Source organism: Sporosarcina sp. 6E9 (genome assembly GCF_017921835.1).
Lineage (GTDB): Bacteria > Bacillota > Bacilli > Bacillales_A > Planococcaceae > Sporosarcina.
The window spans coordinates 1228153-1251528 of record NZ_JAGEMN010000001.1; the positions used below are offsets into that span (position 1 = coordinate 1228153).

The window sequence follows — 23376 nt, forward strand, 5'->3', positions numbered from 1 at the left end:
GAAACCTTTTAATCCTCCTCTCATTTGATAAATCACCTTGCTTTAAATACAGAAAACGTGCAAACCAATTTTTTTAATTTGTTCTCGTGACCAAATCCACTTGCTCGTAGCAGTTATCGGATTGAAGTAATATATTGCATTTTCAGATGGGTCCCATCCATTTAACGCATCCAGAACTGCTTCTTTTGCACGTTCATTCGGCGTTAACCAGATTTGACCATCGGCTACAGCAGTAAAAGCAAGAGGCTGGAAAATCACGCCTCCGACCGTGTCAGGAAAGTCGGGATGCTCAACTCGATTTAAGATTACCGCGGCAACCGCAACTTGTCCCTCATACGGTTCCCCTCTTGCTTCACCATATACAGCGTTAGCCATCAATTTCAGGTCTTGCTCCGAATATTTTGCGGGTAATTGAACTTCTTTTTTCTTACCAGTTCCCTTTGATACTTGATTTTCAAGGGGGGTGCCGCCGTAATGGGTAAACTTATTTCCTTTGTTAATATTATTTTTTACAAACTGTTCATTGTAATCCGAGACATCTACAAGTTTCTTTTTCGTCGTATTACCTGCTATTCCGTCTACTGGAAGACCATATTTATCTTGAAAGTTTCGTAACGCCCAATAAGTTCCATAACCAAACTGTCCATCAATTGCCCCTTTATATAAACCAATGTATTGGAGCCTAGCCTGGAGCTCGATAACATCATCGCCAAATGCACCTCGTTGTATTTGTTGAGAACTAAATGCTCCTGTTGGAAGTGGGGACAACACATACGCTGAACTGAGGAGAAGCATAGCGATAAGAGTATGACTAATAATCTTTTTCATAATTCAATCCTCCTTTTTCTTAAGCTTATCCAATTTTCTCGATTTTATTAAAATAAAAAAAGATCCAGCCATATGAATCTTTCGGCTGGATTCTATGGTTGGATCTTTTTATTTCGATTGCGCTTTTCGTTTAAATTGTTGCATGGCAAATGTATGTGCATATTTCACTCTCGTTAGACCAAACCACCAGAGGAATAACATAAATGGAATAATTAAATATAAAAATACTTCCTGAATCAGAAAAATACTATTATAAATAAAATGGAGTATAAACGGGGCTAAGAGAGCAACGAATAATATCCTTTTCTTATTTGCTTCATCAGCAAACTTTGCCTTTCCTAAATAATAACCAAGAACGACACCAAATAATGCATGGCTGGATACAGGTAATAATGCCCTTAAGAAAGCAATATCCGTTCCATATGTCAATAAGTATAAAATATTTTCAACCGTTGCAAAACCCAAAGAAATACTGGCCCCGTACAATATTCCATCGTATGCATCTTCAAATTCCACGTGGTGATAAACGGTTAGAAATAAAATAAGCCATTTAAAAAACTCTTCTATGCCACTTGTAAATAAGACATTTCGTATAAATTCATTTGAAAAAATATGTTCTTCTTCAAATACATGCTGAGCGAATAAAATAGGGAAAGTCATAATCGCCCCATATAAAAATGTTTGAAATAATGTACGCGATGGTTCTTTAGCTATTTCTTTTCGCAAATAAAAATAACTGAACAGTGCCAATCCAGGCGCAATTGCTACGGTAAACAATATAAACATGAATGGCACCCCTTCCTACCTAAGATTTCTCAATCGCATTTGCAATTTGAACGCCGTGAAATCTGCCATTTTCGATGAATATTTCATTGGCATTATTTCCCGCCGCTATAACACCTGCAATATATAATCCTTTAATTGACGATTCCATCGTTTCCTCATTAAACAGTGGGCATCCACTTTGTTCATCGATTTCAATGCCCATTTCTTCGAGAAAAGTATGATTCGGATGATAACCAGTCATTGCAAATACATAATCACTTTGGATTTGGATTATTTCACCGTTTTGTTCAATCGTGACGGATGATTCCGTAATCTTTACCACATGCGATTCAAAGTGCATCTTGATTTCTCCAGATTTCACCAAACTCTCAAACCCTGGTAAAATCCACGGCTTAACACTTGGCGAATAATCGGATCCACGGTAGACAACTGTCACATTTGCCCCCGCCCGTTCTAATTCAAGCGCTGCATCGACTGCAGAATTTTTACCACCGACCACTACAACGTTTTTTTGGAAAAAAGGATGTCCTTCTTTAAAATAATGGAAAACATTCGGGAGATTTTCACCTTCGACACCCATCATGTTTGGATTGTCGTAATAACCTGTTGCGACGACAACTTTCTTCGCGTAATAGTTTTGCTTGTCGGTTTCAACAAGAAAACCTTCGGCTGTATTTTTAACTTGCTTTACTAATTCGAAATTATTTACTTGGATGTTTTTCATTTTGACAACTTCACGGTAGTAGACGAGCGCATCGTTTCTCTTCGGCTTGTCTTTCGCTGTTATAAATGGAATGTCACCAATTGACAACTTTATGCTTGAACTAAAAAACGTCTGGTGTGTGGGATAATTATAAATCGAATTTACGATATTACCTTTTTCTATCACTAGAACTTTAAATCCTTTATCTTGTAATTCAATTGCGGCGGATAATCCGCAAGGTCCCCCGCCAATAACAATGACATCTTCGTAATGCATTTTACCGCTCCTATCAATTACACATTTCAAGATTCTTTTATCCTAATAAGTTATCGTGATTATATGACATTCTGATGGTGCTCCAAGTCGTAAAGGTACTTTTGTTGTACCATAGCCATTACTAATTAGTTTAGTTCGATTGGAATTGGTTTGAAAGCTTCCTTTTTCCAACAATCCAAATTTACCAATTCTAATTTGTCCGCCATGCGTATGGCCCGCAAGTAGAACAGATGCTACTGTAGGCAGAATTTCACGTTCTATTTCCCGCAACACTTTAGGCTGATGACAAACAGCTAGTATATGTTCATATTCATCAATATCTTTCAAGGTTTGTTCGATATCAACTTTTTCACTCGTTGGATCTTCAGTTCCACAAATCCCCCACGAACTATGTCCGGGAATTGGCATGTTTTCGTTTTCTAATATGATTACGCGAAACTTTCTCATTATATTACGGATTGCCCGTTCTCCAACCTCGCGATCGTTATTTCCCCATACATAGTATGTTTGGCTAAACGTAGAGAGGATTCGAATATTAGAAGCAATTCGAGACAACCGCACGCCTTTTTCAGCCAAATCGCCCCCGATCACAATGAGATCAATATCCTTGTCTATTTTATCAATTAACTTCTTATCAATTTTTCTTCGATGAATATCTGAGATGAAAAATACCTTGAGTCTCTTTTTGTTATTATTACGAGTATTGATTGTGACGTCGTGATGTACGACATTCCTTTGAAATGCATTTGATAACATATGTAAAAACATCGAAGGAATTAAAATTAAAAAAGTGTTAAATATTATTTTATACGTAATAACCAGCCGCCTTTCTGTTTAAATTTCAGATAAAAAAAGACAAAGTTTTAACGCTTTGCCTTTTATCCATTGATGAATTTTATTGAATTCCCATGAGTTATGGAATTATAAGCACTTGACCCACATAAATTTCATTGGATGTCAGTCCATTTGCCTGCTTAATTTTTTCGACACCATTTCCGGATTGATAGTGGCGGACTGAAATGCTGTAAATTGTATCCCCTACCGCGACTGTATGTGTTTTCATCGTAGGTTTTGGCTCTGCTTTCTCTTCCGCTTTAGCCTTTTCTTCAGCTCTAGCTTTTTCTTCAGCTCTAGCTTTTTCTTCAGCTCTAGCCTTTTCTTCAGCTCTAGCTTTTTCTTCAGCTCTAGCCTGTTCTTCAGCTCTAGCTTTTTCTTCAGCTCTAGCTTTCTCTTCTGCTTTAGCTTTTTCTTCCGCCTTAGCTTTTTCTTCCGCCTTAGCTTTTTCCTCTGCCTTAGCTTTTTCTTCCGCTTCATCTTTTTCTTCTTTATCATTCCCAATACTATTATTATCTTCTGGTTTCGTTTTATTAGTACTCGTCTCATATTTCACTTGGGAATCTTGGGCTGCGGTTGTATTATTATCTTTATCAACATTCCAATTAAAAACCACAACTGCAATAATTAGGATAGGTATCAGAGTAAACATTGCAAAAATAACATTAATCATGACATGTCTTGGTTTCTTTTTGCTTTTACGTTTGTTCTTATATAGTTCTGCACGAGTTTTTAAAACAGTTGGTTCCTCATCTAGCTTTATTTTTTGTCTGTGCTCTTCAAATTCCGATCTATAATCATCTTTTTTCATTTTCAAATTCTCCTATCACAATCTAGCTCTCTTTACATTATGACGAAATTTTCGACAAAAGTAAATGGATGAACTATCTATCTGTCAAGAAGGTCTGCTAATCTATCTGCCCAATTGACTAATTGCCTGGTCGAATTTCCTCGATTATTGTCGAAAAGCCAATCATCTGTACCTATACCGCATACTGAACAACAAGACGTTGGCGGAACACTTAAAGTTTCACCATAAAACTCCAAAAGTGATTTTCGAATACAATTTTCTCCATTAATGATTTGTATAATATTTTGAAGCTGTTTTTCCTTCTCGATTCTTTGGTTTCTAATTTTCAAAATTGCTGCATCAAGTGGCATCCTTTCAAGATAATAATCGATTATCCTTGTTCCAGTGTCACTGATTCCCGATAACTCAGCCGCGTCATTTTTTGAAGTGCCATCTTTTATCAGATTGGAATAACGACGAACTTCGGACTCGGTCGGTAAATCATTTTGTACGATAAAACGGGTTTTTCCGATATCTTCCAACGTAAATAGCAAAGTCGCCGTAGATAGATGGCCATCTCTACCAGCACGACCAACTTCTTGCATATATCCTGCAATCGTAGACGGCATATTTTCATGGATAACTTGCCGAATATCATTTTTATGTATACCCATGCCAAAAGCCGTCGTCGCACATATCCAATCAATTTCCCCAGTAATAAATTGCTCTTGGATAAATGCGCGATCCTCTTGTTCCATTCCTGCATGGTAAGACGAAATTGATAGTCCATGTTCTTTTAAGTGAAGGGCCAAATCATCCGCGCGCCTTCTTGAAGCGACATAAATAATTCCTGGTCCTATGGTCTTTTGGGTTCGTTCAAGAATCCAATCAGTCTTTTCATTTTCTGATTTCATTTGTATTATCGAATATGATATGTTCTTACGATCCAAAGATTGTTTATGAATGGTGGGATTTTCAAGACATAAATAGTGCACGATATCTTGTAAAACTTGGTTGTCGGCGGTTGCAGTTAAAGCCAATATATTCGGTCGATTAAGTTGTTGCAAGAATTCCCCGATTCGCAAGTAGTCCGGCCTAAAATCAAAGCCCCATTGCGAAATACAGTGCGCTTCATCCACGACGATAAATGCTATTGAGATTTTCTTTAATTGCTCAGCAACATTATTCTGCATTAACATTTCTGGTGAAACGAAGATGAATTTATACAACGCCAATTCAGTCATTATTCGTTGTCGATCTTTATAGGCGAGAAAAGAGTTCAGAGCGACTACACGTTTTTCTCCATTTTTCTTCATAATCGCCACTTGATCTTCCATTAAGGCGACCAAAGGAGAGACGATTAAAACCGTACCACTTTTTGTATAGGCAGGTAGTTGATAACACAATGACTTTCCACTACCTGTAGGCAAAATAGCAATTGTATCTTGGTTTGAAACAACATCTCTTATAACTTCCTCTTGTCCTGGTCTAAATTGTTTGAAGCCGAACTTATTCAACAAGATTGATTTGATTTCCATTCTGCCCCCTCCTTTGACCCTGCACCTAAGATGAGCCGTAGTTGAAAATAAGTAAGTGTCGGGAATTCCGCCTTTAATAAACGTAATCTTTTAGTACCCAGTTCTTTAGATTTAGCTACCACAGCATCAACATCAATAGAAGAGACGAACTCTTCCATCGGAAAAGATTGATCATTATTAGAGATTTCGACGAAATGATCCTCAATTGTACTCATTTTCAAATGTCGTAATCGTGAAATCTCTTGCATCGACATGCCTCGTTCAAATAATTCTTTTGTTTTACTAGTAGATTCGGTCAAGTAAGTCAAAACTTTAATATCCTTTATGGTCTCTGTCAAAATCGGATATTGTGAAGATTGGCTAATCGTTTCAAGTAACATATGTAAACTTTCAATATAATACAAAGTAAGTGTAAATGGCTTTATAGTCATTTCATCAGATAACTGCTTCCATGTCCACCCCGCTTTATGATAACCACCCAGACGATGAACTAAAATTACTTTTTGCTCATCAGACATACCACTTTGTTCGATTGACTGTTGGAGTTGTTGAAATAATTGAGTGGAAAAGGCTTGATCAAGACGTCCTTGTTTAAGCAAAAATTCTTTTACAAATAATTGTATTTCGTAATCATTTTGCATAGGCATAAATGATTTAACACCTGCCCTGAAATGGGACAAAGTTTGAACGATTAAAGAGAGCCTTGAGAAAAAAACATGTTCTCTGCCTCTATAATCCCATCCATTAAATTGATATTGCGGCAAAGTATGAAGCACTTCTTTCCCCTTATCTGTGAGGTGAACGACCTCCTCTTTAATCGAAATATACCCGGCTTGGTTCAATTCGTCCACTGCTTCGTCAAAGACTTCTGTTTGCAACTTCGGCAATATGCAAAAGAATCCTTTTAAACTATAATACTCAACGTCTTGTAGGGTTTGTCCTGAGCGCTTTCCGCGCAATAGATGAAGACCTGCATAAATTGACCGTTCTCCATCTAGACGACTAATAATCGTTAACAGTAAAAATGAGAGATCCAATATAAAACTTCCTCCCTCCAATTAATAGTATTATGTTGAAAAAAAATATCAATATCATTAGAATAGAGAATGTACTTAATTTGTTTGAACGGAGAAAAGAGGAGAGTAACCATGCCTAAATATACAATCGTCGATCAAGATACATGCATAGCATGCGGGGCTTGTGGGGCAGCAGCACCCGATATATACGACTATGACGATGACGGAATCGCATTTGTTATCCTCGATGATAACACGGGAACCGTTGAAGTTCCAGAAGAACTGCTGGAAGATATGGAAGACGGCTTTGAAGGATGTCCAACAGATTCAATTAAAGTAGCAGATGCTCCTTTTGATGGGGACGCATTAAAATATGAAGACTAAAAAAGTGCTAAAGCTAGATTTTTCTAGCTTTAGCACTTTTTTTATATGAAAATCATTCTGGCATTAACTTAGTACGTTGTTTTTCAATCCACGTTTTCATCCTGGCAAATAACAGGATAGTTAGTGCCATTAAAATTGCGCCTTTAATCAGATTAAACGGTAAAATTCCGTAAAAAAGCATAACGTGAAGTGCATCACCTGTAACAGGCGGCATATTTAAAAAGTATGTGTACATAGGCAAAAATACAGCGTAATTTAACAATGTCATCCCGACAGCCATTGATACTGTTCCAGCGATTAACCCCGCTATTAAACCTTTTGCGGTACGGAACTTATTGAAAATATAGTAAATCGGTAAGATGAATAATATACCTGTTGTAAAGTTCGCAATTTCACCAACCGGAACACCTGTAGGACTTCCGCTTAAGAACCAATGTAACAAGTTCTTAATAAGTTCCACGGTAATTCCAGCAACCGGACCTAGTGTCATGACTGCAAGAACTGCAGGGATTTCGCCAAAGTCAACCTTTAAAAAAGGCGGTATTGCTGGCAATGGAAAATTGAATTGCATTAAAACTGTTGCCACACTTCCAAGCATTGCGATAATAACCATTCTACGTAACTTATTACTATTCATTTGTTTCCTCTCTCCTTGTTCGATTCTCTTCAAAAGAGGAAAGGACGGTTCGCCATTTTTTAATGAAAAACTCCCTATAGCAAATAAGCTCTAGGGAGTTGTATAAGGCACATTTAATAAACTGATAGGAATAACTTTATTTCCCATCATTAAATAGGCACCTCTTTTGTAAATTCCACAAAAAAGACGGCCGTACCTTCACCTTCTCCCATCCAGACTATACTGTCGGCTCTGGAATCACACCAGAATCAGCTTTTCAGCTCGCGGGCTCGGAACTCTAAGAATTCCATTACCGCCGGTCGGGAATTACACCCTGCCCCGAAGATGAATCAATATTTTATTGTTGTTACATATTAATCATACATAAAAAATAAGGACTTGTAAACTCAATTGTTTACAAGTCCTTATTTACTTTACTAGAAGTGGCATTACATTAGGTCCAACTGGAATTGGTAATGGCTCGTTTAGGTTAAATCCATTCCATTCTGCCTGTAAAATATTTTCAAACTGAATTTGTCGATCGAAGCTTGCGGCGGTTAATACTATGCCATCGATTAACTGATTCGCTTCTATTTCCGTCATAGATAATAGATCCAAAGTTTCTAGAAATTTCACTATAGTTACTTCTTTATTTTCTATGACTTCAAAATTTACGTTTGGCGGAATGATTGATGCATAAATATCATTCGGATCTACTTTCATTTCTAGAAGAGCTCTTTCAAGATTTTCATAGCTATCAGAAAAGTTCGGAGATAAAAATTCTTGCCCATCGGACTGTTTGAACGAATAATAATTATAATGGTTTACACCGCTATTCAATTTCATCGGCTTACTTGTTTCGCCGACTTGATCAAACTCGACGGGTGTTCCATCTTCATTTTCAAATCTTATTTCATTAAAACCGTAAAATGTATCCTGTAAAGTCCCTAAATAAGTTGAAACTGTTCCTGGAGCAATGTCATATCCATGCCCTGGAGGTAAAGTTTGAACGAGGACATCTCCATCAACCGAAAATGTGCCTTTATAAGGATGATAATCATAAAAACCAAGGGCTTCCTCTTCGATTTGTCCAGCATATTTCAAATACATATCTAAACTGCTCGGTTCTACGTTACCGAAATCTTCTTTAATTTGGCTGTTTGGAATTAAAAAAGTAACAGGAATGCTAGCGGCTGCTTCACTTGCAAGACCAAGATGAAACACCGTATATCCTGCTGTATCATCTGGATAAACCGCAGGATTAGATGATCTATTTTCAATCCTATTACTCATTATAATTTCCTGATCCATTTCGCTTTCGGCCATTTCTTCCGATTCCCCATCAATTGATGAATCATCATCACTGAAAACCGACATATTGTTACTATCCTCTTTGCTAATCATTTTACTAGCCTCATCATTTGAATGATTATTCTTTAGCATGGAGGGTATCCACAACGTCAACACTAGAAGGACCGCGGCAGCTACAAAGGCTGGTATAAGGTTTCGCCTAATCTTCCTATTCGTTTTTTGCTTAGGCCGATTCTGCATACGGCTATCTTGCTTAAGACGCGACAATACATCTTCTTTGGAACGGGTATCTTGGATATCCGGCAAATCATTAAGAAGTTTTTGTATTTTCTCATCGCCCCACATATTCGTCACTTATTATCACCTACTTAATTTTTTACGCACCGCATTTATAGCCCTATGTTGTGTAGTTTTTACTTTCCCCTCGGTCCAACCTAATATTTCAGCTGTATCTGCAATCGAGAGATCATGTATAAATCTCATATGAATGACCATCTTTTGGTCACCCGTACATGTATCTAGAACATTCAAAAGTTCTTTCATTTCCTCGTTTAACACCACCAGATTATCTGGAAGTATATCTGTTGAAACCAATTCACTTTTTTCCCAATCGAATTTGTCAAATGAATGTTTTCTACGAACTGAATTTTTTCTATAGTGGTCAATCGCAACATTCTTAGCAATTGAAAAGAGCCACGTTTTTTCAGAACTTTTCCCCTCGAAACCGGAATAGGCACGCAGAACTCTAACGTAGACCTCATGCATCAAATCCTCGGCCTGATCGCGGTCTCGTATCAAATAAATAAGAAACCGAAACACATCGTTATGGTACTGTTCATATAACCGGTTAAAAACGGAGTCGTCCATGAAATCCCCCCGTTCATCTTATTAGTCGTTTAACTACACAAATAGTTACACTTATTCTAAGGGCAATGTAACTGTCATTACAGTTCCTTTTTCTTCTCCCCTAGAAGCCGTAATTACCCCACCATGCGAATCAATGATGTTTTTTGCAATCGCTAAACCAAGCCCCGTACCACCTTTCCCACGGGTTCTTGCTTTATCGACTTTATAGAATCGTTCGAATATGAAAGGTAAGTCTTCTTCTGAAATTCCGTGACCAGTATCAGAAACAGTGATTTTGCACATGCCGCCAAATTCTTCGACCAGGACAGTCACACATCCTTTATCTGGCGTATGTCTGATTGCATTATCTATAAGATTGGTTACAACTTGTTCGATTCGATCCGCATCTAATTCAGCCAAAATCTCTTTTTTAGAAAAATTGAGTTGTAAATCCACATGTGACTCACGTGCAACTTGTGTAAATTTATTTGCAATACGAGTAATAAAAGGAATAACGGAAACCTCATATTTATATAAAGTCATATGACCCGATTCCATTCTCGCTAGATCAAGTAAATCTGTAACGAGCCGGCCCATTCGAAGAGACTCTTCGTGGATAATTTGTATCATTTCATCCCGTTCCTCGTCATCCCTCGTCACGCCATCCAATATCGCTTCACTATACCCTTGCAACATAGATATCGGAGTTCGCAGCTCATGGGATACATTGGCTATAAAGTCCGAACGTAGCTTATCTAGCTGATGTTGCGCAGTCATATCGCGTAGAACTGCGACAGCACCTCGAATGTCTTCTCCGCTATACAATGGACTTATGGATATCATGTAAAATTGATTGTTAAGTTCTAATTCATCCTCTACTTCTTCTGAAAACGTAATTGAGTGCTCTAGCATATGCAAAAGTTCTGGTGGTACTGATTCATTTTTAGCATCGTTGGCGAAAAACCATTTTTGCAATAACTTTTCTGCTTGCGGATTGCTTAATAAGATTGTACCGTCACGATTAAATGTAATTACCGCATCAGCCATCGACGTTAAGATACTTGATAATTGTTCTTTTTCCTGACTGATTAACTCCACATGATATTTTAGTTGTCGGCCCATCTGATTGAACGCGGTTGCTAGCTGTCCGATTTCATCACTTTGGAGAGATGGTAGACGTGTATCAAAATTGCCCTTAGATAATTCCAATGCTGCTTGTCGCATTTTTCGAAGTGGGGAAGTAATTTTAGTCGATAAAAAGAAGGCGAAAATAGTCGTTAAGATAAAAGCAATAAAAGCTGAAAGAAAAACAATATTGGTCGTTCTTTTCATTGTTGCCTTTATGGCGTCAAGACTCTGATAAATAAAGACAGTTCCGCGAACACCAGATTGTGTCGTATATGAGGTTTCTAACACAATGTATTGCTCAATGGCCCCCTCTTCTTTAACGGAAGGTAGCATCATTTCTTTTAATACTTGTTTGGTTGATTGGGAATTAGTTGTCAACGAAGAATTAGAAAGAATCTTATTTTCGATTCTCTCTTTGTTTAAACCATTATGAAAAGAATGTATGATCGTTCCACTAGTATCCGTTATAATTGCATTTGTTTCTTCATCTAAAATGTCGTGTATAAGTAGTGGTATTAATGGACGATCATCGTGATCCATCACAATTTTCTCAATCATCGTTGCTTCCCTGACCAGTGAATCTTCTGCTTGTTCCTTATGAAAGTTCCCTAAAAACTCTAACAGCAATGCAGTAACAATAAACAAAATAAAAGTAACGAGAAGCAATATGGTTGCCCATAGCTTCCCGACTATTGAATTCCATATTCGATTCATTCGATTGCCTCAAATTTATAACCGACACCCCATACAGTGACAATCATTTTTGCAGCACTTTCAGAGACGCGACTAAGTTTTTCACGGAGCCTTTTCACATGTGTATCAACGGTCCGCAAATCACCAAAGAATTCATAATGCCATACTTCTTTTAGAAGCTGCTCTCGATCGAATACTTTATCCGGAGATTTGGCCAAGAAGTATAATAACTCATACTCTTTCGGCGTTAAATTCACTTCCTGACCTTCCGCAGTAACACGATGTGCATCATTATCAATTGTTAATTGTGGAAAAACAACAAGATCTTTCGATGTCGTTGCTGTCGCACCTTGAATCGTAGTAGACCTTCTAAGTATCGCTTTTACGCGGAGAATTACCTCTCGCGGGCTGAAGGGCTTTACTATATAATCATCCGCTCCAGTTTCAAAGCCAGTTACGCGGTCGGATTCTTCGCCCTTTGCCGTTAGCATCATAATCGGCGTCATGTTCTTTTGTTCGCGCAATTCTTTTAATACCTCAAGACCATCTTTTTCTGGCATCATATGATCTAACAAAATACATGCATAATCATTTTCCGCGATTTTTTCAAGAGCCTCGGCTCCGTCAACTGCCTCATCGACAGTGTATCCTTCACGCGTTAAATACATGTTCAAGAGTCGACGGATTCGATCCTCATCATCGACCACTAATATCGAAATATTTTCATCCATGGATATTTACCCCTCTCAACGTCCTACTCAAATAAGTGTATCAGTAATATTAAAAAAACAAAAGCGAATGTTGCCCAGACAGCCCTGGCAACTGTTTATGAATGCAAAAAGACTGCATGGAGTTTCAATGATCCATGCAGTCTTTATATTTTTTTATGCGTAGGAATGCAATCCTGCAAGGATTAAGTTTACAGCAATTAAGTTAAACATAATGATAATAAACCCGATCACTGCAAGCCAAGCAGACTTTTCGCCTTCCCATCCGCGCGATAAACGCAAATGAAGAAATGCTGCATAAAAGAGCCAAGTAATAAGCGCCCACACTTCTTTAGGATCCCATCCCCAAAATCTAGACCATGCCTCATGCGCCCAAATCATCGCAAATACCAAGGCACCAAGTGTAAATACGGGGAATCCTATTAATACAGCTCGATAGCCAATCTCGTCCATTAAACGCGTATTTGCTTTTTTGGCGAATGGCTGGAACAATGTTGCAATCGGGCGCCGAATAATAAGTCGCAACAGCAGATATAGTACAATTCCTGTTGCCAATGACCAAACAAAAGTAGTCAATGTTTTCGCGTTGACGATTGCCGGCATTTCAAATAGTGGCGTCATTGCATCGGGTGTGAGTGCTTCATATTCATTCATACCGAATAACGGTGGATAAATATATTCAATTTTAGCTGGCGCTCCATTTTTATCAACGTACGTAAATTCAGCCTCATTCCCCATAACTGAAAACACTGTAGATGAAAGAATGAAACCGACTACCAATACTATCGTGAATATAACAGATTCCAACCAAAAACGCTGTTTGGACTTCTTCGTCAAGTCTGTCACTTTCAACAGTAAAACAAGTCCTGCGACCGCACTAATTGCGAGAATCGCTTCGCCAATAACTACTGTGATAACATGCACTGTTAACCAATAACTTTTAAGTGCCGGGATAAGCGGTGTTATTTCTGTTGGGAACATACTGGCGTATCCAATAATAACAACAGCAATCGGCAATGCAAACAAACCGAGAGATGGTGTTCTATACATGTAAAACAGCAATATGAAAGCTCCAACAATCATCATTCCAAAAGCAGTCACAAATTCAAACATATTACTGACTGGCGCGTGCCCGGAAGCAATCCACCTGGTTATGAAGTAACCAAGGTGAGTTAGAAATCCAATAATTGTTATGGTAATTCCGATAGTTCCCCATTTGCTATTTTTATATGCTTTTTCTGATTTTGCGCCTTTTACAGCTCCGCCGAAAAAGAGCGTTGCAACTAAATAGGCGATAAATGAGACTAGAAGTAAGTTTGAGCTCAATGATGCAAAATCCATTAGTTAAAGTCCCCTTCCTCGTCGTCCAATTTGGACTCGGTATCTTCACGGTCTTCATATTGCGGCAAGTCCGCGTATTCTTGTACTTGCTCAATCTCTTTTCTTAATGCGAACCAGTTTTTATTTGTATGGCTGGCAAGGAGTATTTCATTTCTTTCTCCTTTTTGAACCCAAATCCGCCTATGATTCCAGTAAGATCCTTGCGAGACCCCTATCATGAATACAATTCCACCGAATAATAACATATACAGTGTGCGGTCCTTACGAATTGTCAAACCAGATATATCCCGTGTTTCAGCACTTAAGAAATTTGCCTTATAATCATTTTCTTCAGTTTCAAGCGTTTGTCGAATTGCCACGAAACTCATTTCACCTTCTGGTTTTTCTGGCGTTATCATCTTAAATATAAAAGCAGGATTATTTGGAATTGGGGATTTCGAATACGGTTCCCCGTCCTTGATACCATCATAATCCGGATAATATTCCTTGATTTCGATAATTGCACCATTTCCAAGTTCGTATTTATCCTCAGGATTTATAAGATCAATTTTAAATTCACCAAGCGATTCTTCCGTGGCTTTTTCAGTCAGTTGAAATGTCATCGACTTTAATTCGTCTAGACGAAAATCCATCTGAAAAACGCTGTAACCATCGAATGTTAATGGGTGGTTAACGATGATTGATTCTTCTTTAACTAATTCTATATTCTCGGTTTGTCCCGGAAGTGCATCGTCAGCATTTTTATATAGCGTAACGTCGGTCTGATAATTTTTAGCTATCATGCCAACACGTTCAAGTGCTGTGTTAAATACTTCATCGTCTTCCTCTATTGAATAGTTTTCCATTGTAAAACCATTATTTTCGATATAATAGCCGGGTGCACCCGGTATTTCCAACGTCTCGCCTTCCCGAATCCACAACGTTTCATCGACATAAAACCCGGGAATTCCACGAAGTAAAATTGCGCTTAAGAAAATTATTAGTCCAGTATGATTAACATAAGGTCCCCATCTTGAAAAACGGTTTTTTTCAGCCAGAATCGCCCCGTCTTCTATTTTAACATTATAACGAAGATCCTTTAGTTTCTCTGCTGCCTTGTTCAGAGATTCATCCGCGTCCTTAACCGGTCCGATACCATAGATTCGTTGACGTTTCATAAAGGATGGATGGCGCTTCGTCCGTTGTTTTTTCAGTGATTTATAAAGTGGAATAACTCTATCAACACTTGCAATGATAATAGAAGTTCCAAGCATTCCAATTAGCGTGATAAACCACCAACTATTATACATATCATGAAAACCGAGCTTGTAATAGACGAGCCCAAAAAAGCCGTACAATCGCTCATAATATTCTCCTAATTCAGCGTCGCTAACAGGAACGTATAATTTTTGCGGAAATATCGTACCTATCGCCGAGGTTACAAGGACTGCGATAATTATACTAATACCAATTTTTACGCTTGAAAAAAAGTTCCATATTTTATCAATGATTGATCTTTTATACGTCTGGGATCTGCGAGCAGAACCTTCATAACGCATGTCCACAGTTTCACTATTGATAGCCTCTTCAGTCTGCGGTCTTCCACATCGCTCACAAAGCACTGTGCCAAAAGGATTTTCATGACCGCACTGGCATTTGATTTTGCTCATTTTATAGACTCCTTATTCGGGTTGAATGCTCTCCATTAATGAGCGAATCTCATCTTCCGACATTCCCCTCGTTATTATATCTTTAATAATCCCGTCTTTATTAATTAGGATTGTTGTTGGAAGCGGCATGACATTGTATGCACGCCTTACACTCTCGTCTGGATCCCTGGCGATGGGAAACGTCAATCCAAATTGGTCTCTGAATGTTTCCGCCTTTAAACGGGTGTCTTTTATATTGATTGCCAATATGTGAACACCTTTGCCGTCAAACTCTTTATACTGATTTTCCATATAAGGCATTTCTGTTTTACACGGGCCGCACCAGGAACCCCAGAAGTTAAGAAATACTCCCTCTCCCTTATAATCAGATAGGCGATGTTTATTCCCTTCTAGATCAACAAGTTCAAAATCAGGTGCTACATCTCCGACAGCTAATACTTTTACTTTATCACGTGTTACAATTGCGAATACAATTGCAACTGCTAGGACTAAAAGAACGATTGTCCGAATGATAAGCCGCTTTTTTCGATTTGCAGCTAGGCGTTTATTTTTGGACATTTTCTAACCCCCATACTCCAATAATCTTATAACAGTATAACAAATGATCGACTGCATTCTTTTCCTATTAATGAATTAACTGTGAACAGAAAAGATGCGTTTATCCAATTTTTCCTGTTTCAGCAAGTACGCGTAATTGCTTCACTTCATGTAACGTTAATTCTCTGGCTTCTCCAGCATTCAATCCTCGAGTAGATAAAATTGCAAATTCTTCACGTTTCAAACTATCGACTGGACAACCGATTGCATCAAACATGCGACGAACTTGCCGATTCCTGCCTTCATGAATCGTTATTTCAACAATTGCAGTTTGCGCTTTCTTATCCATTGATTGCATTTTCACATTTGCCGGTGCCGTCATTCCGTCTTCAAGTTCAATTCCGCGTTCGAGTTTGCGTAAATTGTCCCTAGAAGGGATTCCTTTTACTTTCGCGATATACGTTTTCTTTATCTCGAATTTCGGATGTGTCATTAAATAAGAAAAATCCCCATCGTTTGTTAGGATGATTACACCCGAAGTATCATAATCGAGTCGCCCTACCGGGAATATGCGTTCTTCAATATGCGGGAAGAAATCTACAACGGTTTTTCTACCTTTATCATCATTCGCTGTTGAAATAACCCCTCTTGGTTTATAGAGAAGATAATAAACATTTTCTTCTTTAACGATTTGAATTCCTTCTACCTCGACTTGATCGGTCGATGAGACGCGCGTTCCTAACTCAGTTACCACGACGCCATTTACTTTCACTTTCCCTTTAACAATTAATTCCTCTGATTTTCTTCTAGAAGCAATTCCCGCTTGGGCCATCACTTTTTGCAATCTTTCCATATTGTTTCACTCCGTCCTACGTACTGAGAAAAATTATGTCATACTTTACGCCAAATTAAAAGAAGACTGACCTATTAATAAGTCAGTCTTCCTACTATCGCCATATTTCCGACGTAATTATTCAATTGAAATCTTTTTACTTCTATCTAGTTAGTAGTATTTCCGATGTTTTCAAAGGCTTATTATCAAAGTAGACGGTCCATCGGCCGATACTATTTTTGTTTTCCCCGCGAGGAATACGGAGAATATGTGAAACTTTATTTTTTTCTCCTTTTTTCAAAAGTAGTTTAATTGGTTTATCAAGTTCCCCTTCCATACCCGGAAGAATTGCATATTTACCTTTCTTTGCAACAGTCACTAACGAATAGTTCGAAAAAACGTTTTCTGATAACTCGCGATGCGTATTCCAATCGTTCCCATCGTTTAATGTTACAACAATGATCTTTTTTCCGTCTTTTTCGAAGTAAGTGACTAGTGTTCGACCTGCTACTTTCGTAAAACCTGTCTTACCAGCAATCGCTGTATCAGAAGAGCGCACTAATCGATGTTTATTTTCCCAACTGTACCGTTCATTATTTAGCTCATAATTATAAGTATGAGTTGACGCAATTTTTTTGAATTTTTCATTTTTCATAGCATGAAACATCATTAAAGCCGTGTCATAAGCAGTTGATAAGTGTATTTCATTGTGTAGCCCAGATGGATTTGTGAATACCGTATCGTTAAGTCCAAAGACGATTGCATTTTCATTCATAAGGTCAACGAACCCATCAAGCGAGCCGCCCGCATGTTCAGCAAGTGCATAAGCCGCGTCATTCCCAGACCGAAGCATTAGCCCATATAAAAGTCCTTCAACGTCAGCCGTCACGCCCTGTTGTAAATAGATGGACGATCCTTCAGCGGATGCAGCTTCCGGTGAAATCGTCGTCATTCCAAGTGGGGCACCACTTTCTAAAACCGTAAATGCTGTCCATATTTTTGTTAAACTAGCAATAGGCAGACGAACATGTTCATTCGAACCAGAAAGCAATCTCCCCGTTTCAGCATCAATTACAACCCAAGCATCACGCGCACTGGCTTCTTTTCCGCCTGTACATAAAACGAATGTTGCAAATAGAATTATTGCAATTGCACGTTTCAAGTAGTGTTTCCTCCTCCATCATTTTCAACACTGAATGCTTCTTGAAATTGTGTCATAAATAAATCAGTATTACCGTCATCTTCATCCTCTTCCACTGTTAGAGGTGGCAAACCTTCTATTGACTCCAACCCGAATCGATCCAAAAATAATTTTGTCGTACCGTATAAAATCGCTCGCCCCGTACCTTCCGAGCGGCCCATTTCCATGATTAACCCCCTTGATATAAGTGTATGTATTGGCCCTTCTGATTTAACACCACGAAGATCATCGATTTCAACACGCGTCACGGGTTGTTTATAAGCGATAATGGCTAACACCTCAAGGGATGCCTTTGTTATTAACTGGGGTGATGGATTTTCAAGTAATCGTTTAATACTGTCGGCAAACTCCGCTTTTGTAACAAGCCTGTACGAACCACCATACTTTTTTAACGTAATGCCTCTTTCAACTTGTCCATCATAATTTTCCAGTAAGCTGGCCAGTGCTTGCCTAACATTTACTTCACTTTGTTCGGTGACTGTCGTTAGTTGCTTAATCGTCAACCCTTCATCACCAGCTATAAATAAAAAACTTTCAATCATTCCTTGTAAAAATTTCCCTTCATCCATGGGATACTTCACCATCTTTCACGTACGTTACAATTAGATTTGCAAAGTTATTACTTTGCTCGACGTTCACGTCACCTCTTAACATTAATTCAAGTATTGACATGAAGGTGACTACAAGTTCACCAGTATCTCCCGCTTCAAAGAGTGAATGAAAATCACAGCGGCCACCATTAACAACCAGTCGCCCCATTATTTCATCCATCTTTTCACCGACAGATAGCTCTGTTTTGGTTATACTAGCAGAGAGAGGTGCCCTTAGTCGGTTTCGATCTAGCATTTTTTGAAATGCGCCAATTAAATCGAATACATTTAAATTCTCTTCCGCTCCCACCGAAACGATTTCACCAAACTGCGAAAGATCGCCTGATGATTTTTTGAGAAAATCACTTGGTGATTTCGTGAAAAAGTCCAATCGATTCTCCGCTGCTTCCTTTAGGCTTGTAGCAGCTTCTTTATACTTTCGGTACTCGATTAATCGTGCCACAAGTTCATCACGCGGATCTTCTTCCATATCGAAATCAATGTCATCACCAAAATCTTCGCCTTCATGGATTGGAAGTAACATTTTGCTCTTTATTTCAATCAGCGTCGCAGCCAAAACGAGATATTCACTTAGTTCGTCTAGTCGAAGCACGCGCATCGCTTGGATATGCTCCATGTACTGTTCGGTCAATTCAGACATAGGGATATCATAGATATCTATTTCTAAACGATTGATTAAATGTAATAATAAATCCAACGGCCCTTCAAAAGCATCTAGCCGCACTTTATAGATCAAACCGCTTCACCTGCCTATCAACTTATAATATAAAAAAAGGAATGAAATTATGAAACCATTATATAATCCATTGTTTGTAAAGTTTATTGTTTATTTCAATGAGAATCAAGACTTTTTTGAATGTCATGAAGTTCTTGAGGAGTATTGGAAAGATTCACCCAATAGAACGAAAGAACATCCGCTTGTCGGATATATTCTACTAGCAACCGCAATGTATCATTGGCGGAGGGGAAATACAATTGGCGCCGGCCGGTCTTTAAAGAAAGCAATTACCAGACTTGAAAAAGTTAGCCAAGAGCATCCTGGATTTTCAGAAGGAATTAATATTGAAAGTTTAGTAAAAAATAGTACGTGTGCCTATCAACAAATTGAAATGGAAAGGCCATTTTCATCATTTCCAATTGAAATAACATCTTCCGAAATCCAATCCCTAATCAGCCAAATAAAACCAACAATAGACTTACTTCCATACGGAAGCAATGACGTCATTCATAAACATATGCTGAGGGATCGCTCGGATATTCTTATTGAACAACAAAAGCGTAAGCAAAGAAGGATATAGCCCAAACACGCTAAAAAAAAGAGGGGCAGACTTTAGTCGGCTCCTCCTTCTTTCGAGATACATCTTTTTAAGAAATCATTCGTCTCATCCGTACTCAAACATTCCTTATCGGGAAATTGCTCTTGTATTCTCTCAACAATCGCCTTGCCAATCCCCTCGCCTCGAAATGACGGGTTTACAGATAGATGATGCAAAGTATAAGCATCATTGCTAATTTCAATTCCAAGGAGACCTATAAAGTCTTCTCCTTTTTTCCAAAGATATAACTGCCAATCATCTTCTGTTTCATACATTTGGATTGTTTCTTGTAATTCTTTCACACTATGTTCACCAGGCATATATGAAAGTAGGCCCATCGCAATCTTTTCATAGGTTTTCTTATATCGTATAAGCATCAATGTGAATCCCTTCTTTTCTAAAAAAAGACACCGTCAAATAAAAATGACAAGGCTTTTTTGATGATTATTTGTTATTGGGGATCAATTATAGGTACTACAAAAAACCAGTATACTGCTCCCCAAATAACAGCTACGACGAGGATACCTATGAAAAGAAGCAGGTTACGCCTTCTCATATTTTCCCCCCTCGTTTCACTTTTTGTAAAGGTAAATCGAGTCTTATAATATCCTCATAAGTTTCCCGTCTCACAACCAGTTGCTCTTCCCCATTTTCGACAAATACAATAGCCGGTCTCGGTAATCGATTATAATTGCTCGACATGGAGTAACTGTACGCCCCTGTACAAAAAGTTGCAATAATATCTCCTTCTATTGCCAAAGCAATAGTGGCCTCTTCAATCAATTTATCGCCAGATTCACAACATTTTCCCGCAATTGTCACTTTATCATTATGTAGTTCAGTCATTCGATTTGCGGAGACAGCCGTGTATTCCGCCCCGTATAAAGCTGGTCTAATATTATCTGACATGCCACCGTCGACTGCAACATATTTGCGAACTCCTGGAATTGTTTTAGTACTTCCAACAGTGTATAACGTTGTCCCAGCATCGCCGACTAGTGATCTTCCTGGTTCAATCCATATTTCGGGAATTGGGTAATTAAATGTACGCGTCATCGATAATACCACATTTGCCATTTCTTCAACATATTCGGACGGGTTCAACGGATTGTCTTTTTCCGTATAACGTATCCCGAACCCTCCGCCTAAATTCAGTACTCGGCATATAAAGTCATCATTATCACGCCACGAAACCATTTTATTAATTAAGACTTCCGCTGCAAAGCGAAAAGCATCCGTTTCAAAGATTTGAGACCCAATATGACAATGCATTCCTAGAACTGTAATAAATGAATGATTGTTCAATTGACGAAATGCTTCATCAGCTTGTCCATTTTTCAAGTCAAAACCAAACTTCGAATCTTCTTGCCCTGTCGTAATATAATCATGTGTGTGCGCCTCGATACCCGGTGTCACACGAATAAGGACATCCATTTTCTGTTTTCTAGACTCAGCAATCTCTTTAATAATCGAGATTTCCAAAAAATTGTCTACAACGATGCAACCAATTTTTTCATCAAAAGCATATTCAATTTCGCTATAACTTTTATTATTCCCATGAAAGTGGATTCTTTCTCTAGGAAAGTCTGCTTGAACAGCAGTGTATAACTCTCCACCGGAAACAACATCGAGCGACAGGCCTTCTTGTTTAGCAACCTCATATATAGCAATTGAAGAAAATGCTTTACTCGCATAAGCAACTTGTGCATTTATCCCCGCAGCCTGAAATGTTTTTTTGAAGGCCCTAGCCCGTTCCCTAAATAATTTTATATCATATACGATTAAAGGCGTGCCGTGTGTATTAGCAAGATCGACTGTATCGACGCCCCCAATCTCTAAATGACCGCGATCATTAATTGATTGAGTTCCATATAGGTGCATAGAGGCTTTTCCTCCTTCTAAAATTTACTATCTTAAATTTTATCATAGACAGTGGAGGAGTTGCAAAGTTCTATTTTGTACGATCCCGTTCAGGGGCATCTGTAATATATGGACGGGGGGCGTCGGCAGTCATGGGAAACCTGATAAGGACTCGCATCATGGCGTGCGGAAAGAAAGGAACTGCCGGCCATAAATACGGAACACCCATCGGTCTAAGTGAACATAAATAATAAAACAATACTGCCACTGACATAAAAAAGCCCGGTGCTCCTAAAATTGCTGTAGACAAAAGTATGCATATCCTGAAGACTTTTGTTGTGATGCTTAATTCAAACGAAGGAATTGCAAACGTAAAAATTGCACTTACAGCTACATAAAGCACAACTTCCGGCGTAAATAACCCGACGTCGATTGCAACTTGACCAATGACGATAGCTGCCACTAACCCCATTGCAGTAGACATCGGCGTAGGCGTATGAATGGCCGCCATACGAAGCACTTCAATTCCAATATCCGCCATTAATAGTTGAATGAGAAGAGGGATTTCTCCAATATCATTCGGGCCGATATAGCTTAAATAATCTGGGAGATAATGTTGTTTTGTCGCAACCAAATACCAAAACGGCAAAAGAACCAGGCTCAAACCAGCGCCCACAAAGCGAGTCAATCTTACGAAAGTACCAATTAGTGGCGCTTGCCTATATTCTTCTGCATGTTGAAGGTGATGGAATAAGGAAACCGGAACGAGTATAACAGATGGTGACGTATCGACCATGATTGCAATATGCCCTTCCAATAAGTGTGCTGCACATATATCCGGTCGTTCGGTAAATCGAACAAATGGCATCGGATGAAATCGTTGTTTAAACAGAAATTCTTCCAATGATTTATCGGTCATCGTAAGCCCATCATGAATGATTTTATCTAGGCGTTCCCGTATATAATTGAGATGCTCTTCACTTGCCGCGCCTTGAATAAACGCAATTGCGACATCTGTTTTACCGTTTACGGTTGTTTGATGCATTTCGAATCGTAAATCTTCTGTACGAAGGCGTCTCCGAACAAGTGCGGTGTTTGTAATGATATTTTCTGTGAAACCGTCTCTAGCCCCTCGAATTACTTTTTCGGTATCCGGCTCCTCGGGCTGCCTTCCAGGGTAAGACCTGATGTCGATTAAGAACGCAAACCCACTAGGCGTAATGAATGCAACTTGTCCGCTTAAGATTGACGTTAACAGTTCATCATGATCTTTTACAGCTGTGACTGAATGATATGGAAAAAACGAAAGAAATCGATCGCTATCGTCTTCTTTCGACTCGTCCCATCCGTTACTCCCCTGCATTTCTGTTAAAAGCGTTAATAAACCATCCCCATCCACGAGACCGTTAATATACAGAAGTAATGCTGGCATATCCCAAAGATGAATCGACCGGGCCATTGCATCAAATGTTTCATCTTTACCGAAACATTTAATAAACCAGTCTTCGCCCTCTTTCATTGATTTGAAGAGTTTTTCCATTACACTAATCCG

24 protein-coding genes and 1 riboswitch are annotated in these 23376 nt (G+C 38.6%); of the genes, 2 read left to right on the plus strand and 22 right to left on the minus strand.

Annotation, left to right across the window (positions count from 1 at the left end):
- Nucleotides 1–42 precede the first annotated feature (42 nt).
- The 7 genes from sleB to J4G36_RS06410 form a co-directional block, all read right to left on the minus strand.
- On the minus strand, nt 43–828 hold the full coding sequence (sleB, locus tag J4G36_RS06380) for a spore cortex-lytic enzyme (protein WP_210469206.1): 786 nt from the start codon (nt 826–828) through the stop codon (nt 43–45).
- A gap of 108 nt (nt 829–936) precedes the next feature.
- A complete protein-coding gene (gene prsW, locus J4G36_RS06385; RefSeq protein WP_210469207.1) occupies nt 937–1614 on the minus strand; it encodes a glutamic-type intramembrane protease PrsW in 678 nt (225 codons plus the stop codon).
- A 19-nt stretch (nt 1615–1633) separates the two neighbouring features.
- Complete coding sequence (locus J4G36_RS06390) at nt 1634–2623, minus strand: YpdA family putative bacillithiol disulfide reductase (RefSeq protein WP_256439559.1); 990 nt, start codon at nt 2621–2623, stop codon at nt 1634–1636.
- Nucleotides 2624–2635: 12 nt separating this feature from the next.
- Complete coding sequence (locus tag J4G36_RS06395) at nt 2636–3361, minus strand: metallophosphoesterase (protein WP_210469209.1); 726 nt, start codon at nt 3359–3361, stop codon at nt 2636–2638.
- 145 nt (nt 3362–3506) lie between these two features.
- Complete coding sequence (locus J4G36_RS06400) at nt 3507–4238, minus strand: LysM peptidoglycan-binding domain-containing protein (RefSeq protein WP_210469210.1); 732 nt, start codon at nt 4236–4238, stop codon at nt 3507–3509.
- A 77-nt stretch (nt 4239–4315) separates the two neighbouring features.
- Nucleotides 4316–5755, minus strand: a complete 1440-nt coding sequence (locus tag J4G36_RS06405; RefSeq protein ID WP_210469211.1) for a RecQ family ATP-dependent DNA helicase — start codon at nt 5753–5755, stop codon at nt 4316–4318.
- Complete coding sequence (locus J4G36_RS06410; RefSeq protein WP_210469212.1) at nt 5731–6792, minus strand: YpbB family protein; 1062 nt, start codon at nt 6790–6792, stop codon at nt 5731–5733. Before J4G36_RS06410 ends, J4G36_RS06405 begins: the two co-directional genes overlap by 25 nt.
- Before the next feature lie 111 nt (nt 6793–6903).
- Here J4G36_RS06410 and J4G36_RS06415 point away from each other — a divergent pair, with 111 nt between their 5' ends.
- Complete coding sequence (locus tag J4G36_RS06415) at nt 6904–7155, plus strand: 4Fe-4S domain-containing protein (RefSeq protein ID WP_172369422.1); 252 nt, start codon at nt 6904–6906, stop codon at nt 7153–7155.
- 52 nt (nt 7156–7207) lie between these two features.
- Here the strand turns inward: J4G36_RS06415 and J4G36_RS06420 are convergent, their stop codons facing one another.
- From J4G36_RS06420 to J4G36_RS06475, 12 genes are all read right to left on the minus strand, one after another.
- Entirely contained in the window at nt 7208–7792 is a 585-nt protein-coding gene (locus J4G36_RS06420) for an ECF transporter S component (RefSeq protein WP_210469213.1), read from the minus strand.
- A gap of 196 nt (nt 7793–7988) precedes the next feature.
- A riboswitch (FMN riboswitch) is annotated at nt 7989–8122 on the minus strand.
- 78 nt (nt 8123–8200) lie between these two features.
- Complete coding sequence (locus tag J4G36_RS06425; protein ID WP_210469214.1) at nt 8201–9436, minus strand: hypothetical protein; 1236 nt, start codon at nt 9434–9436, stop codon at nt 8201–8203.
- Nucleotides 9437–9442: 6 nt separating this feature from the next.
- On the minus strand, nt 9443–9949 hold the full coding sequence (locus tag J4G36_RS06430; protein ID WP_210469215.1) for an RNA polymerase sigma factor SigX: 507 nt from the start codon (nt 9947–9949) through the stop codon (nt 9443–9445).
- 51 nt (nt 9950–10000) lie between these two features.
- Nucleotides 10001–11770 carry an ATP-binding protein gene (locus tag J4G36_RS06435; protein WP_210469216.1) on the minus strand — a complete coding sequence of 590 codons (1770 nt, stop codon included), beginning with the start codon at nt 11768–11770 and terminating at the stop codon, nt 10001–10003.
- Nucleotides 11767–12480 (minus strand): response regulator transcription factor, encoded by a 714-nt coding sequence (locus tag J4G36_RS06440; RefSeq protein ID WP_210469217.1) that lies wholly within the window; start codon nt 12478–12480, stop codon nt 11767–11769. Before J4G36_RS06440 ends, J4G36_RS06435 begins: the two co-directional genes overlap by 4 nt.
- 153 nt (nt 12481–12633) lie before the next feature.
- A complete protein-coding gene (ccsB, locus tag J4G36_RS06445; protein WP_210469218.1) occupies nt 12634–13818 on the minus strand; it encodes a c-type cytochrome biogenesis protein CcsB in 1185 nt (394 codons plus the stop codon).
- Entirely contained in the window at nt 13818–15467 is a 1650-nt protein-coding gene (resB, locus tag J4G36_RS06450; RefSeq protein WP_210469219.1) for a cytochrome c biogenesis protein ResB, read from the minus strand. The genes ccsB and resB overlap by 1 nt, the downstream gene beginning before the upstream one ends.
- Nucleotides 15468–15479: 12 nt before the next feature.
- Complete coding sequence (gene resA / locus J4G36_RS06455) at nt 15480–16025, minus strand: thiol-disulfide oxidoreductase ResA (protein WP_210469220.1); 546 nt, start codon at nt 16023–16025, stop codon at nt 15480–15482.
- Between the two features lie 100 nt (nt 16026–16125).
- Complete coding sequence (locus J4G36_RS06460; protein WP_210469221.1) at nt 16126–16857, minus strand: pseudouridine synthase; 732 nt, start codon at nt 16855–16857, stop codon at nt 16126–16128.
- Nucleotides 16858–16999: 142 nt separating this feature from the next.
- Nucleotides 17000–17998 (minus strand): D-alanyl-D-alanine carboxypeptidase family protein, encoded by a 999-nt coding sequence (locus tag J4G36_RS06465; protein WP_210469222.1) that lies wholly within the window; start codon nt 17996–17998, stop codon nt 17000–17002.
- On the minus strand, nt 17995–18606 hold the full coding sequence (scpB, locus tag J4G36_RS06470) for an SMC-Scp complex subunit ScpB (RefSeq protein ID WP_210469223.1): 612 nt from the start codon (nt 18604–18606) through the stop codon (nt 17995–17997). The genes J4G36_RS06465 and scpB overlap by 4 nt, the downstream gene beginning before the upstream one ends.
- Nucleotides 18599–19384, minus strand: coding sequence for a segregation/condensation protein A (locus J4G36_RS06475; RefSeq protein WP_210469224.1), 786 nt, complete (start codon nt 19382–19384; stop codon nt 18599–18601). The genes scpB and J4G36_RS06475 overlap by 8 nt, the downstream gene beginning before the upstream one ends.
- 49 nt (nt 19385–19433) lie before the next feature.
- Between J4G36_RS06475 and J4G36_RS06480 the strand changes: the two genes are divergently transcribed.
- Nucleotides 19434–19946 (plus strand): DUF309 domain-containing protein, encoded by a 513-nt coding sequence (locus tag J4G36_RS06480; RefSeq protein WP_210469225.1) that lies wholly within the window; start codon nt 19434–19436, stop codon nt 19944–19946.
- Between the two features lie 32 nt (nt 19947–19978).
- Here J4G36_RS06480 and J4G36_RS06485 read toward each other — a convergent pair whose 3' ends face one another.
- From J4G36_RS06485 to J4G36_RS06495, 3 genes are all read right to left on the minus strand, one after another.
- Nucleotides 19979–20341 carry a GNAT family N-acetyltransferase gene (locus J4G36_RS06485; RefSeq protein ID WP_210470447.1) on the minus strand — a complete coding sequence of 121 codons (363 nt, stop codon included), beginning with the start codon at nt 20339–20341 and terminating at the stop codon, nt 19979–19981.
- A 175-nt stretch (nt 20342–20516) separates the two neighbouring features.
- A complete protein-coding gene (gene lysA, locus J4G36_RS06490; protein WP_210469226.1) occupies nt 20517–21845 on the minus strand; it encodes a diaminopimelate decarboxylase in 1329 nt (442 codons plus the stop codon).
- A gap of 70 nt (nt 21846–21915) precedes the next feature.
- Nucleotides 21916–23364, minus strand: coding sequence for a spore germination protein (locus J4G36_RS06495; RefSeq protein WP_210469227.1), 1449 nt, complete (start codon nt 23362–23364; stop codon nt 21916–21918).
- Nucleotides 23365–23376 lie beyond the last annotated feature (12 nt).

Bases quoted from the DNA above. Each gene is read 5' to 3' on its own strand.
- resA (WP_210469220.1), bottom strand. From the start codon at position 16,025: ATGTCCAAAAATAAACGCCTAGCTGCAAATCGAAAAAAGCGGCTTATC.
- ccsB (WP_210469218.1), bottom strand. From the start codon at position 13,818: ATGGATTTTGCATCATTGAGCTCAAACTTACTTCTAGTCTCATTTATC.
- resB (WP_210469219.1), bottom strand. From the start codon at position 15,467: ATGAGCAAAATCAAATGCCAGTGCGGTCATGAAAATCCTTTTGGCACA.
- J4G36_RS06435 (WP_210469216.1), bottom strand. From the start codon at position 11,770: ATGAATCGAATATGGAATTCAATAGTCGGGAAGCTATGGGCAACCATA.
- J4G36_RS06405 (WP_210469211.1), bottom strand. From the start codon at position 5,755: ATGGAAATCAAATCAATCTTGTTGAATAAGTTCGGCTTCAAACAATTT.
- sleB (WP_210469206.1), bottom strand. From the start codon at position 828: ATGAAAAAGATTATTAGTCATACTCTTATCGCTATGCTTCTCCTCAGT.
- J4G36_RS06420 (WP_210469213.1), bottom strand. From the start codon at position 7,792: ATGAATAGTAATAAGTTACGTAGAATGGTTATTATCGCAATGCTTGGA.
- J4G36_RS06495 (WP_210469227.1), bottom strand. From the start codon at position 23,364: ATGGAAAAACTCTTCAAATCAATGAAAGAGGGCGAAGACTGGTTTATT.
- J4G36_RS06395 (WP_210469209.1), bottom strand. From the start codon at position 3,361: ATGTTTTTACATATGTTATCAAATGCATTTCAAAGGAATGTCGTACAT.
- J4G36_RS06430 (WP_210469215.1), bottom strand. From the start codon at position 9,949: ATGGACGACTCCGTTTTTAACCGGTTATATGAACAGTACCATAACGAT.
- J4G36_RS06440 (WP_210469217.1), bottom strand. From the start codon at position 12,480: ATGGATGAAAATATTTCGATATTAGTGGTCGATGATGAGGATCGAATC.
- J4G36_RS06415 (WP_172369422.1), top strand. From the start codon at position 6,904: ATGCCTAAATATACAATCGTCGATCAAGATACATGCATAGCATGCGGG.
- J4G36_RS06460 (WP_210469221.1), bottom strand. From the start codon at position 16,857: ATGGAAAGATTGCAAAAAGTGATGGCCCAAGCGGGAATTGCTTCTAGA.
- lysA (WP_210469226.1), bottom strand. From the start codon at position 21,845: ATGCACCTATATGGAACTCAATCAATTAATGATCGCGGTCATTTAGAG.
- J4G36_RS06485 (WP_210470447.1), bottom strand. From the start codon at position 20,341: ATGCTTATACGATATAAGAAAACCTATGAAAAGATTGCGATGGGCCTA.
- prsW (WP_210469207.1), bottom strand. From the start codon at position 1,614: ATGTTTATATTGTTTACCGTAGCAATTGCGCCTGGATTGGCACTGTTC.
- J4G36_RS06400 (WP_210469210.1), bottom strand. From the start codon at position 4,238: ATGAAAAAAGATGATTATAGATCGGAATTTGAAGAGCACAGACAAAAA.
- scpB (WP_210469223.1), bottom strand. From the start codon at position 18,606: ATGGATGAAGGGAAATTTTTACAAGGAATGATTGAAAGTTTTTTATTT.
- J4G36_RS06480 (WP_210469225.1), top strand. From the start codon at position 19,434: ATGAAACCATTATATAATCCATTGTTTGTAAAGTTTATTGTTTATTTC.